Origin of the sequence: Arthrobacter sp. WCS2018Hpa-7 (genome assembly GCF_031843805.1) — a bacterium.
Classification (GTDB): Bacteria; Actinomycetota; Actinomycetes; order Actinomycetales; family Micrococcaceae; genus Arthrobacter.
Genome location: NZ_JAVTJB010000001.1, coordinates 131,919 through 143,951, shown reverse-complemented (window position 1 = coordinate 143,951; position 12,033 = coordinate 131,919). Strand labels below are relative to the sequence as shown.

10 protein-coding genes are annotated in these 12,033 nt (G+C 63.8%); 7 read left to right on the top strand and 3 right to left on the bottom strand.

Annotation, left to right across the window (positions count from 1 at the left end; genetic code table 11):
• Positions 1-3: 3 nt before the first annotated feature.
• Positions 4-747 (bottom strand): DUF2306 domain-containing protein, encoded by a 744-nt coding sequence (locus RQH14_RS00670; RefSeq protein ID WP_311211423.1) that lies wholly within the window; start codon positions 745-747, stop codon positions 4-6.
• A gap of 120 nt (positions 748-867) precedes the next feature.
• Between RQH14_RS00670 and RQH14_RS00665 the strand changes: the two genes are divergently transcribed.
• The 6 genes from RQH14_RS00665 (at position 868) to RQH14_RS00640 (ending at position 8,220) form a co-directional block, all read left to right on the top strand.
• Positions 868-1,581, top strand: a complete 714-nt coding sequence (locus tag RQH14_RS00665; protein ID WP_311211422.1) for a TetR/AcrR family transcriptional regulator C-terminal domain-containing protein — start codon at positions 868-870, stop codon at positions 1,579-1,581.
• 131 nt (positions 1,582-1,712) lie between these two features.
• Entirely contained in the window at positions 1,713-3,170 is a 1,458-nt protein-coding gene (locus RQH14_RS00660) for an MFS transporter (RefSeq protein ID WP_311211421.1), read from the top strand.
• A gap of 10 nt (positions 3,171-3,180) precedes the next feature.
• Complete coding sequence (locus RQH14_RS00655; RefSeq protein ID WP_311211420.1) at positions 3,181-4,089, top strand: SMP-30/gluconolactonase/LRE family protein; 909 nt, start codon at positions 3,181-3,183, stop codon at positions 4,087-4,089.
• A 43-nt stretch (positions 4,090-4,132) separates the two neighbouring features.
• A complete protein-coding gene (locus RQH14_RS00650; RefSeq protein WP_311211419.1) occupies positions 4,133-4,366 on the top strand; it encodes a DUF6480 family protein in 234 nt (77 codons plus the stop codon).
• A gap of 61 nt (positions 4,367-4,427) precedes the next feature.
• The gene (locus RQH14_RS00645; RefSeq protein ID WP_311211418.1) at positions 4,428-5,348 is read left to right on the top strand and encodes an NADP-dependent oxidoreductase; all 921 of its coding nucleotides are present in this window, start codon (positions 4,428-4,430) and stop codon (positions 5,346-5,348) included.
• Positions 5,349-5,409: 61 nt separating this feature from the next.
• Positions 5,410-8,220: an FAD-binding and (Fe-S)-binding domain-containing protein gene (locus RQH14_RS00640; RefSeq protein ID WP_311211417.1), complete on the top strand. Its 2,811-nt coding sequence runs from the start codon at positions 5,410-5,412 to the stop codon at positions 8,218-8,220.
• Between the two features lie 34 nt (positions 8,221-8,254).
• Here the strand turns inward: RQH14_RS00640 and RQH14_RS00635 are convergent, their stop codons facing one another.
• The gene (locus tag RQH14_RS00635; RefSeq protein ID WP_311211416.1) at positions 8,255-10,003 is read right to left on the bottom strand and encodes an FAD-dependent oxidoreductase; all 1,749 of its coding nucleotides are present in this window, start codon (positions 10,001-10,003) and stop codon (positions 8,255-8,257) included.
• Positions 10,004-10,074: 71 nt separating this feature from the next.
• On the opposite strand from RQH14_RS00635, the gene RQH14_RS00630 reads away from it, so the two are divergent.
• Complete coding sequence (locus RQH14_RS00630; RefSeq protein ID WP_311211415.1) at positions 10,075-11,016, top strand: LysR family transcriptional regulator; 942 nt, start codon at positions 10,075-10,077, stop codon at positions 11,014-11,016.
• 6 nt (positions 11,017-11,022) lie between these two features.
• On the opposite strand, the gene RQH14_RS00625 is transcribed toward RQH14_RS00630, so the two are convergent.
• Positions 11,023-12,009, bottom strand: a complete 987-nt coding sequence (locus tag RQH14_RS00625) for a malate dehydrogenase (protein ID WP_311211414.1) — start codon at positions 12,007-12,009, stop codon at positions 11,023-11,025.
• Positions 12,010-12,033: the final 24 nt, after the last annotated feature.

Genomic DNA, 12,033 nt, shown 5'->3' with positions numbered 1-12,033 from the left:
TCCTCACGGAACCGACCGGTGGCCCGCCGTCGTCGTCTCAGGAGTGAGTGCCCGACCCGCCGGGCGGGTTTTGCGACCGGACACTGCGTGGCGCCGTCGAATGGCGTACTCGGCCACCACCAGGTTGATGACCCAGGACGCGCCCATCAGGACTGCACGCGTGGTCTCGTCGGTGGGGCCAACCATCAGGATCCACGGCAGCAGCACCAGGGCTTGCGTTCCAGCTCCCAGTGCGATGGCGTAGGCGCGCGTCATCCAGGCTCCGTGCGCAGCGAAGTCTCGTCGGCGAATTGCCAGGATTCCCAGGATGATGCCCCCCACCATGGCAGTACCAAAGATCAGCCGAAGAACCAGCAGTGCCTCACCGTCAGTTTCCGGGAGGGCGTAGAACATGGACATCCAGAGGCCGGACAGGCCGGCGAGCAGGCCTGCCGGAACCAGAATGCGCCCGACTGTTTCGTGCCAGGACCGCATGTCGCGGCTTAGTCCGGGCACCCGCCTCAGGGTAGGGACGAACTGAAAAGCCCCCAACAGGCTGTACACCGTGACTGTGACGATGTGCGTTATCACCGGGAGGGGCGAGGCGAAGAACCTGGCGTTTTCCGGAGTGACGGTTGCGCCGCCGGTCAGCTGTGTGAGACGCGCCGCGCCGGCAATGACAGGAATGAGGCTGAGGGCAATCAGCGCCGCGGGCACCACCCACTTCATGCGGCGGCTCCGGGAAGATGCGGTGGTATTCGATCTCATGACTCCGCCTAGCAACAGAGGTGTACGGCGTACACCTTTATGATCGAAACACTAGGTGTACGCTGCATACCTGTCAAGGTCATGCTCGGACCTTGGCTGCAGAAGGGGAGGGATGAACGCATGACCCAGCTGGCGGAGGCCGCGCGGCGCGTGCCCTTGAACCGCGACCGAGTGCTGCAAGCAGCCGTCACCCTTGCTGACGAGGTAGGCATCGAATCATTGAGCATGCGCCGACTTGCACAGGAACTGGGCGTAGTTCCGATGGCGCTCTATAAGCACATCGCCAACAAGGAAGAACTCCTCGACGGCATGGTGGACACCATCGTCGGGGAGATCGACCCACCCGTGCCCGGCGCTCCATGGAAGACTGTGGTCCGTCTCCGGGTGCTTTCGGCCAGGCGGGCACTCCTTCGGCATCCGTGGGCCCGCCCTGTCATCGAAACCCGCACCAACACCACGCCGGCGGTCCTCGGATACATGGATTCCTTCGTGGGCATGTTCCTGGCGGGTGGATTCTCCGAGGACCTGACGCACCACGTGATGCATGCACTGGGCAGCCGGATGTGGGGGTTCACTCAAGAGGTCTTTGACGATTCAGCAGGGAACGGCGCCAAGGACCAGCCACGTATCGCGGCGGAAGCCCAAGCTGCGATGGCCCGGCACATGGCGCAGAGCTACCCCAATCTTTTTCGGATTGCCATGGCTGCAGCGCATGACGACCAGTCCGTGGTCGGGAATGGCTGCGACGACCAATTCGAGTTCGAGTTTGCCTTGGACCTGCTTCTCGACGGATTCGAGCGACTCCACGAGCAGAACTGGACATCAGGCGGCTGATTACCGCGGTGTGTAAACGTCGGAACGGTGCTCGATGCGGTGGCGCCCGAAACCCAGCCGGGACTATTTCACCATCCCGCCGGGTTACGCCATGGGAGCGCAACTGGTGATGACGACGCGAAGGGGAGCACATGAGCACAGTGGCTGAAGAAGGAGTCGGGTTCCGATCCCGGCGTGGACCCATTCTGATTGCACTGATGCTCGCCACGGGCCTGGTGGCGATCGATGCCACCATTGTTGCCACGGCGGTGCCATCGATCGTGGAGGACATCGGCGGATTTGCCTCCTTCCCCTGGCTGTTCTCTGCCTACCTCTTGGCGCAGGCAGTTTCCGTGCCCGTCTACGCCAAGCTTTCGGATGTGGTGGGCCGTAAGCCGATGATCCTGGGTGGGATTGGCCTGTTCCTGCTTGGCTCGATTCTCTGCGGGCTGGCCTGGAGCATGCCGGCGCTCATTGCATTCCGTGTGCTCCAGGGGCTCGGGGCCGGCGCGGTCCAGCCCGTGGCAATCACGATCGCGGGCGATATCTACACCTTGGCCGAACGGGCAAAGGTGCAGGGTTACCTGGCCAGTGTGTGGGCGGTCTCTTCCGTGGTGGGCCCAACGCTGGGAGGCGTTTTCGCATCCCTGGGAATCTGGCGCGGGATCTTCCTCATCAACATCCCGTTGTGCCTTCTGGCTGGTTGGATGCTCCTCCGGACCTTCCACGAGGAGGTGGAGCGGACCAAGCACCGCATCGACTACTTGGGCGCGGGGCTGCTGACGGTTTCCTTGAGCCTGCTCATCCTCGGGGCGCTTCAAGGCGGCCAAGCTTGGGCATGGGACTCCGCCATCAGCATCTCTGTTTTTGCCGGCGGGGCCTTGTTGCTGGTTGCGTTTCTCTTGGTGGAAAGGAAGGCTGCAGAACCGGTCCTGCCACCTTGGGTTGTCTCCCGCAGGCTGCTGGCGACGACGGCGATGATCTCGTTCGGCGTTGGTGCGGTCATGCTCGGGCTTACTTCCTACGTCCCAACGTTCCTGGAAGGGTCCCTGAAAACCTCACCCCTCCTGGCCGGCCTCGCCTTGGCGGCCTTGACCATTGGCTGGCCCATCAGTGCGTCGCAAGCGGGCCGCTTGTATCTCCGCATCGGATTTCGGAACACAGGCATCATCGGCATCACGATCACGGTAATCGGCGCAGCCGTCCTCGCCCTCACTGCCTCCACACCCAATATCCTGCTGGTGGCGGTGGCGTGCTTCATCGTTGGGCTCGGACTCGGGCTGGTGGCAACGCCGAGCCTCATTGCCGCGCAAACCAGCGTCGAATGGAACGAACGCGGTGTGGTTACCGGTACCAACCTCTTTGCGCGTTCCATCGGCAGTTCCATTGGTGTGGCTGTTTTCGGTGCCATTGCCAACGCTATCTATGCCAACGGCCCCAGCGGCGGTCCCGATCCGCAAACCACCGTTTCGGCCTCCACTGCCGTGTTCGTGGCTGTGCTTGTCAGTGCAGTCCTTACTGTCGTGGCGGTGGTGGCAATGCCGGCTGAGAAGAAGGGCAACACCACCGAGCCGGCCGCGAAACCCAGCTCTGAACCCGCGAACGATTAGTCTCGAACACATGGATGAACTGATCACCGGCACCTTGGAAAAGTTGTTTGAAGGAACCGTGTGGGCGGAGGGTCCTCTCTGGATTCCGCAGTCGCAGACCGTTCGGTGGAGCGACATTCCCAACAACAGGATCCTTGAGTTTTCGCCTGCTACCGGCGCGACGCGCGAGTACGCCACCGGCGTCGACTACACCAACGGGCGGACGCTGGGCCGTGACGGCAGCGTGGTGCAGTGCAGCCACGGCCGCAGGCGTATTGAGCGGGACCACGACGGCGTGGTGTCGCCAATCGTTGAAGCGTTCGGTGAGCATCGGCTCAACTCGCCCAACGACGTTGTGGTGGCCGGGAATGGGGCGGTCTGGTTCACCGACCCGCCCTACGGAATTTTGCCCGGGACGGTGGAAGGGCACGAAGGTGAGCAGGAGTACGGCGGTTGCTACGTTTTCCGCTTCGACCCGGCAACGGAAGAACTGACACCCGTGGTCACGGATCTGGTACACCCCAACGGGCTGGCGTTCTCTCCGGATGAGTCGCTCCTGTATGTAGCTGACACGGCGGGTCCAGGCCTGGGAGTGCCGTTCCGGATTGCTGTCTACCCCGTTGAGGCCGGCGGCTGCGGAGAGGGCAGGACTTTTATTGAGCTCGAAGACGACGCGGCTTCTGACGGGTTCCGCGTGGACGTCGAGGGGCGGGTATGGACCTCGGCAGGATCGTCTGTGCGCATCTATTCGCCCGACGGTGGTTTGCTGGCCGCCGTCGATGTTCCGGAAAAGGTCTCAAACCTCTGCTTCGGCGGGCCTGATGGGCACGATCTCTACATCACGGCCACCACCTCCCTGTATCGGCTCCGGACCTCGACCCAGGATGCGGTCCGGAGGGAGTCCGGCCCCGGCCTGTCGCCTTGGACAGAGCACCAGTAACCTTGAACACAGCACCAGCACTGCAATCGAGGGAGTGATGGACATGTCAGGAAGCAACCCCGATCCCTACGAGGACAAGATCACAGGCCTGGAACCGGGCGGCGGAGTGCCCCCGGGAGAAACGCCTCCGGGTGAAGCATCAACGGCCGGCCCCCAGGGTCATGACGAGGGCGGCCCCAGGAAGGGCACGCAGTTCCTCTGGCTGGCAGCCATCGGTGCCGGCGTCCTGCTCACGCTGCTGTACTTCATCGGCTACATAGTGGGCTTCTTCGACTAGGCGGCAGGCCGCCGTCGTGCCTCCTTGGAATACCCTGCACTAAATGGGAGTTGGCGCTCATATGAAGGCAATGACTTACAGCGAATACGGAAACCCCGACGTCCTTGAACTGACGGAGCGGCCAATGCCCAAAGTGGGGCCGGGTATGGTCCTGGTCAAAGTGAAGGCGTCCGCGGTCAACCCGGTGGACTGGAAAATTATGGCGGGCTACCTGGACTCGTTCATGGACCTCCAATTTCCGGCGATCCCCGGCTGGGATGTTGCCGGCGTCGTGGAAGCTGTGGGTATTGATGCTCCCCATTTCAAGGTCGGCGAGGAAGTGATCTCCTATGGCCGCAAGGACTACGTCCACGGTGGCAGTTTTGCGGAGTACATCGCACTGCCGGAGCGGTTGCTGGCCCGCAAGCCGGCGTCATTGGACTGGAACGAGTCGGCGGGGCTGCCGTTGGCTGGGCTCACGGCCTTCCAGGTCCTCAACCGCCTGGGTCTGCGGTCCGGTGAGACCGTGCTGATCCACGGCGGCTCCGGCGGCGTGGGGTCGCTGGGTATCCAAATCGCCGCGGCGCGGGGCGCTAGGGTGATCGCCACGGCATCGGAGAAGAACCACGATTTCCTGCGGTCCTTGGGTGCTGAGCCGGTTGCGTATGGTGACGGCCTCCCTGACAGGGTGAAGGCGCTGCGTCCTGAGGGCGTGGACGTCGTGGCCGACTTCGTGGGTGGCAATCTTGAAGCAACGCTGGAGGTGCTGGCCGGGAATGGGCGGCATGCTTCCATCGCCGACAGCGAGGTGGAAGCCCATGGCGGCACCTGGATGTGGGTCAATCCCGTCGGTGCCGAACTGCAGCAACTCGCCGAACTCGTGGACGAGCACAAGATCCGGGTGGAGGTGGCGCAGGCCCTTCCGCTGGCTGAGGCAGCTGACGCGTTCCGGCTCAACATGGAGGGACACACTCGCGGGAAGATTGTGGTCACCGTCACGTAAGGCGGTTGAACTGCTGAGATAATGCAGTCCACTCCCGTATTGGATTGGATGGTGCCCTCTCGTGGCTTCTCTTGACGTGTCAGGCTTCCGCGCTGCGGTGGAGGATCCCGCCGCAGTGAGTACCCGCGCCATCGATCTCCACGCCAATGCCCATGACGCCTCGCATTTCCTGTTGATTCCGCAGGCTGTCATCACGGCGAAGACGGCTGCCGACGTCGGAGGTCTGTTGCGTGCCAGCGCAGCCCAGGGCGTGCCGCTGACCTTCCGCTCCGGCGGTACCAGCCTGAGCGGGCAGGCCGTCACCGACGGCGTGCTGGTGGATGTTCGCCGGAACTTCAGGGACATCGAAGTGCTCGACGACGGCGCCCGGGTCCGCGTCCAGCCCGGCGTCACCGTTCGGGCACTGAACGCGAGGCTGGCAGGCTACGGCCGGAAGTTCGGGCCCGATCCGGCAAGCGAAGCGGCGTGCACGGTAGGCGGGGTGGTAGCCAACAACTCCTCCGGCATGAACTGCGGCACCGTGGACAACACGTACCGCACCCTGGAGTCGCTGACCGTAGTGCTGCCTTCGGGGACGGTCATGGACACCGGGGCGCCGGATGCCGGTGAAAAGCTCCGCACCGTTGAGCCGGAGCTGTACCAGGGCCTTGCACGGCTGGCCGAGCGGGTCCGGAACAACCCGGACTCTGCGCGGAAGATCCGGCAGCAGTTTTCCATGAAGAACACCATGGGCTACGGGCTGAACTCCCTGCTGGACTTCCAGAACCCGGCAGAAATCATGGCACACCTGATCATCGGCAGCGAAGGCACCCTGGGATTCGTGGCTGAGGCGGTCTTCCGCACCATTCCGCGGCTCCAGCACGCTGCAACGGGTCTGCTGGTCTTCCCGGACCTTGAGGCAGCAAACGCCGCGCTGCCCGGGCTGGTGGAAACGGGAGCCGCCACCATTGAACTCATGGACGCGTTGTCGCTCAAGGTGGGCCAGACGCTCAAGGGAACGCCCGCCGTCGTCCATGACATAGCGGTCCGCGACCATGCCGCCCTCCTGGTGGAGTACTCCGCGGGTACTGCCGGTCAGCTGGAAGAGCTTCAGGCGGGCGGTTCGGAAATTCTGCAGGGTCTGGGCTTGTCAGCGCCGGCGCACTTCACCGCCGACGCGAAGGATCGCGGCCGGTTGTGGCAGCTGCGCAAGGGACTCTATGCCTCCGTGGCCGGTGCGCGCCCTCAAGGCACCACGGCCCTTTTGGAAGACATTGTGGTGCCGGTGCCCGTGCTGGGCCGCACTTGCCGGGGCTTGATAGGGCTGTTTGAAAAGTATGGGTACAGCAACAGCGTGATCTTCGGCCATGCCAAGGACGGCAACGTCCACTTCATGCTGACCGACGGCTTTGCCTCGACGTCCGAACTGGACCGCTACAGCGCCTTCACCGAGGACATGGTGGACCTGGTCCTTGCCGAAGGAGGATCGTTGAAGGCCGAACACGGCACGGGGCGGGTCATGGCCCCGTTCGTCCGGCGGCAATACGGCGACGAGCTCTACGACGTCATGCGCACTATCAAGCGCCTTTTCGACCCCGCGGGCATGCTGAATCCGGGTGTGGTGATGGATGAGGACCCCGTGGCCCACCTCCGGCACATCAAGACTGCGCCGCCAGTAGCGGAGGAAGTGGACCGCTGTGTTTCCTGCGGTTATTGCGAACCGGTGTGTCCCAGCAAGGACATCACCCTCACGCCGCGCCAGAGAATCGTCACGTTGCGCGCCATCGAATCTGCGCGACTGGCCGGAGACGTGGCGTTGGTGAAGGAGCTGGAGCGAGACTACGAGTACGAGTCGGTGGACACCTGCGCCGTGGACGGCATGTGCCAAACCGCCTGCCCGGTGGACATCAACACAGGATCACTGGTGAAGCGCCTGAGGAAGAACGACGCCGGCAAACTCGCCAACCGTGCGTGGAACGCCGCAGCCAAGGACTGGGAAGGTGTCACCCGGGTCGCGGCTCTTGCGCTGACGGTGGCTGACAAGCTTCCGACGGCCGTCATCACCCCGCCCAACAAGGCAGCACGGGCAGTCTTGGGGGCAGACACCGTACCTCTCTACTCCGCGGAGCTTCCCGGCGGAGGTTCAGCGCGGAAACGCCCTGCCCCTGCGGGGCCCGTTGACGCTGTGTACTTCCCGGCCTGCGTCAACACCATGTTCGGGCCGGCGGGGTTGGGGCGGGGTGTGCAGTACAGCTTTGAGCAGCTTTCTGCCCGGGCAGGCCTCATACTCCTGGTGCCCCAAGGCATTGACCGCCTGTGCTGCGGAACGCCGTGGTCTTCCAAAGGGATGGCTGACGGCCAGGAAACCATGAAAGCGAAAACCGTGGAAGCACTCCGGACGGCAACCCGTGACGGCGAGCTGCCGATCGTCTGTGACGCGTCGTCCTGCACCGAGGGCCTGCGCCATGCAGTTGAATCGGATATTCCACCGGAAGGTCAACTTCCCCTGCGGATCGTGGATGCCGTGGACTTCGCCGCCGAACGGATTCTGCCCCGGCTGCCCGAGCACGGGAGACTGCACTCATTGGCGCTGCATCCCACGTGCTCGTCAACGCGGATGGGTCTCAATGATGCGCTGGGTGTGGTGGCCGGTGCAGTGGCAGAACGCGTGGACATTCCCGAAAACTGGGGCTGTTGTGCGTTCGCCGGTGACAGGGGCATGTTGCATCCGGAACTGACGGCGTCGGCAACAGCGCGTCAGGCCGCGGACGTAGCGGACCTGGACGCTGCTGCCCACGCCTCCTGCAACAGAACCTGCGAGCTTGGCATGACACGGGCCACGGGCTCCCAGTACCGGCATGTTCTGGAGTTGCTGGAAGAGGTCACCCGGTAAACGTCCTGTCCCTCGGTCAGGTGGTGGCGGTGTTCTACTCGACGAGCTTGCCGGCGACCGAGTCGTCCGCACTGGCCTGGGCCAGGGCTCGGAAGGAATCCGGAGCCGGAGGCAGACTTTCGAATCTGACGCCCTCATCTGTTGACCAGACAAAGTTCCCTTGGAGTGAGGGATCTGCCGCCGGGAAGTCAGCACGGTTGTGGGCGCCGCGGGTTTCGCGGCGTTCGAGGGCGCACTCGAGGGTAGCCCGTGCTGCCAGCAGGGATCCCAGAAGGTCGTAAGCGTGGGCCAGATCATCGAACCCGGCGATGTCCGGGTGGGCGGTGACGAGCTGGGCGCGCTCCTCCAAAGCGGCCAGCTTCTCGAGTCCTTGTTCCAGTCCCTGTTCAGTGCGGACCACCCCGGCGTGTTCGGTCATGAGGTTGCGTAGTTCCCGCTGCAGCCGCCGCGCGGATTCTGTTCCGCGTTCACTGAGCAGTGACTGCATTTCCCCGCGTGCTATTCCTACAGCGGCGGGATCCCGTACGAGGTGGGTGAGCGAATGGACGTAGTCCGCCACATGTTCGCCGGTAATACGTCCGTAGACGAGCAGCTCAATCAGTGAATTGCCGCCGAGGCGGTTTGCGCCGTGCAGCCCGGATGATGCCTCGCCGATTGCATAAAGGCCGTTCACTCCCGTCCGGTGGTCCTCGGGCGCAACCCAGACCCCACCCATCGAGTAGTGAGCGGTGGGAGCAATCTCGATTTTGGTGGTGGTGATGTCCAGCATCTGCAGGTCGATCAGGGTGCGGTAGACCCGTGGCAGCTTTTCCATGATGGTTTCGCGCGGCAGGTGGGAGACGTCCAGGTAGACCCCGCCCTTCTGGGTCCCGCGACCTTCGGCGACCTCGGTGAAGGCGGCCAGCGCAACCCGGTCCCGGGTGGAAAGTTCCATGCGCTCGGGGTCGTAGCGTTCCATGAAGCGCTCGCCGAGGGCGTTGGTGAGGATGCCTCCTTCTCCGCGTGCCGCCTCGGAGACCAACGTGCCGGCCGCGTCGTCGGGCTCCAAGAGGCCGGAAGGGTGGAACTGGACCAGCTCGGCGTCGCGGATCCGGGCTCCGGCCAGGGCAGCCAGCCGGAAGGAATCGCCGGTGTTCTCATCGCGACGGGAAGAGGTGTGCCGCCAGATGCGGGTGTGTCCGCCTGCGGCCAGGATGACCGCGTCGGCGTGGATCTGCACGGGGGTCCCGTCCACGACGTCGAATCCATACGCTCCGAAGATGGTGCCGTCGGCCACGAGCAACCGCGTGATGTAGACAGTGTCAATGATGGGCACGTTCAACTCTGCCGCCCGGCGCATCAGAGTGCGCTGGATCTCCAACCCGGTGTAGTCCCCGGCGTAGGCTGTGCGGCGATACTTGTGCGCGCCGAAGAAGCGCTGGGAGATTCGTCCATCGTCCTCTCGGGCGAAGGGCATTCCCCATTTTTCCAGGTCCTCGATCCCGCGTGCGGCGTTGCGGGCAACGGTTTCCACGATGGACGGGTCGGCCAGGAAGTAGGACTCCCGCAAGGTGTCGGCGGCGTGCTGCTGCCAGCTGTCCTGAGGGTCCATGGTGCCCAAAGCAGCGTTGATGCCACCGGCGGCAAGGCTCGTGTGGGCGTCGTGCTTGCGACGCTTACCCACCGCCAGCACCTGGACTCCTCGCTCGGCGAGTTCAATCGAGGCGCGCAGGCCGGCGCCACCGGTCCCGATCACCAACACGGTGGTGGACATGAGTCGTTCTGGAATGGTGTTGAGGTTCATGGTGCCAACGCTAGAAGGAGCGGCTTGATGTTTCCAATGCATTGTTTGACTGAAGTCGATGCGTTTAGGCTATGAGCATGAAGCTGGAGCAATTACGCTCTTTCGAGGCGATCGCCCGAGTGGGCCATTTCACACGAGCTGCCGAGCAGTTGTACCTCGCGCAACCTTCCCTCAGCAGGCAGATCGCAGCCCTGGAAGCCGATCTTGGAATGGCCCTTTTCCACCGCGGACCGTCCGGGGCGACTCTGACGAATGCGGGGGAACTCCTCCTGCCCATCGCCCGGCGCATGCTCGGCGACGCAGAGACCGCGCGGGAGCAGATGAACGAGCTCGCAGGGTTGCGCCGGGGCCGCATTCGCCTCGGCGCCCCACCTACCCTGTGCGTCTCACTGGTGGCCGATGTGCTGGCCTCTTTCCGAAGCGCGCATCCCGGAATTGAATTGCACATCACTGAAGGCGGTTCGCGCTTCCTGGTTGATGCCCTCAACGAAAGCGCGCTGGATCTGGCTCTGGTGGTCACCCGCGGAGCGGACCCCGCCGTTAAGGGAACTGAGCTGATTCCGTTGCTGACCGAGGAGCTGGTGGTTGTCTCCGCCGCGGGATCGGCGTCGCCGGAAGAACTCACCCTGGAAGAGTTGGCGCGCATTCCGCAGGTGGCTTTCAACCGCAGCTATGATCTGCGAATGGCCACCGAGGCTGCGTTCTCCGCAAAGGGCTTGGAGCCGGTGATCGCGGTGGAAGGTGCCGAGATGGACGCCGTCCTGCGGTTCGTGGAACGGGGGCTGGGCGTGGCGGTGGTGCCGGCAATGGTAGTCATCGGACGGCCCGGACTGCGCAGCGCACGACTGGTCAATCCCTCGCTGACACGAACCGTCAACCTGGCCAGACGCGACGACGTTGGTCCTTCAGCAGCCGCAGCAGCAATGCAGGAGTTGATCTTCAGCACAGTGGACCGGCTGGCGGCACCCGGCACCGACCTTGCACGGCTGGTCACGCCAACGGCACGTCGCTGATAAAGATCAGATCAAGCCGAGTTCAGCCACGGCAGCCCGCTCCTCGAAAAGCTCGTCGGCTGACACATCCATCTTCCTGCGGCTGAAGTCGTTCACGTCCAGTCCCTGAACGATTTCCCAGTCCCCGCCTGAAGTGGTCACCGGGTAGGAATAGATGAGACCTTCGGGCACCCCATATGATCCGTCGGAGGCAACGGCCATGGAAACCCAATCGCCCTCGGGTGTGCCGAGCAGCCAGTCGCGGGCTGCGTCGATGGTGGCCGACGCTGCCGATGCTGCGGAAGACGCACCCCGGGCATCGATGATCGCCGCACCTCGCCGGGCAACCGTGGGGATGAAGTCGTTCTCGATCCAGCCCTGATCATTCACCACCTCGGCCGCGTTCCTGCCGGCGACCTCTGCGTGAAAGATGTCCGGATACTGCGTTGCAGAATGATTGCCCCAGACAGTCATTTTCCGAATATCCCCCACGCTGACGTGGAGCTTTTTAGCGAGCTGTCCAAGGGCGCGGTTGTGATCCAGCCGGGTCAGGGCGCTGAACCGCTCGGCGGGGATGTCCGGGGCATTGTTCATCGCAATCAAGGCGTTGGTGTTGGCCGGGTTGCCTGTCACGCCGATACGGACGTCGTCGGCCGCGACCCGGTTCAGCGCCTTCCCCTGTGCTGTGAAAATAGCGCCATTGGCACTGAGCAGGTCGCCGCGTTCCATGCCCTTGGTCCGCGGACGGGCGCCAACGAGCAAGGCCAGGTTGACGCCGTCGAAAATATGGTCGGCGTCGTCGCCGATTTCCACGGACTCGAGCGCTGGAAATGCGCAGTCATCGAGCTCCATGACAACACCCTCCAGTGCCTTCAATGCGGGCGTGATCTCCAGGAGCCGGAGGTGCACTGGAGTATGGGCACCGAAGAGGGCACCGCTGGCGATCCGGAAGAGGAGGCTGTAGCCGATCTGGCCGGCCGCGCCAGTCACAGCGATCTTTATGGGCGTGCTCATGTCACATTCTCCTTGCTGATCCGA

Coding starts and splice junctions, on each gene's coding strand:
- RQH14_RS00670 (WP_311211423.1), bottom strand. CDS start 747: ATGAGATCGAATACCACCGCATCTTCCCGGAGCCGCCGCATGAAGTGG.
- RQH14_RS00665 (WP_311211422.1), top strand. CDS start 868: ATGACCCAGCTGGCGGAGGCCGCGCGGCGCGTGCCCTTGAACCGCGAC.
- RQH14_RS00660 (WP_311211421.1), top strand. CDS start 1,713: ATGAGCACAGTGGCTGAAGAAGGAGTCGGGTTCCGATCCCGGCGTGGA.
- RQH14_RS00655 (WP_311211420.1), top strand. CDS start 3,181: ATGGATGAACTGATCACCGGCACCTTGGAAAAGTTGTTTGAAGGAACC.
- RQH14_RS00650 (WP_311211419.1), top strand. CDS start 4,133: ATGTCAGGAAGCAACCCCGATCCCTACGAGGACAAGATCACAGGCCTG.
- RQH14_RS00645 (WP_311211418.1), top strand. CDS start 4,428: ATGAAGGCAATGACTTACAGCGAATACGGAAACCCCGACGTCCTTGAA.
- RQH14_RS00635 (WP_311211416.1), bottom strand. CDS start 10,003: ATGAACCTCAACACCATTCCAGAACGACTCATGTCCACCACCGTGTTG.
- RQH14_RS00630 (WP_311211415.1), top strand. CDS start 10,075: ATGAGCATGAAGCTGGAGCAATTACGCTCTTTCGAGGCGATCGCCCGA.
- RQH14_RS00625 (WP_311211414.1), bottom strand. CDS start 12,009: ATGAGCACGCCCATAAAGATCGCTGTGACTGGCGCGGCCGGCCAGATC.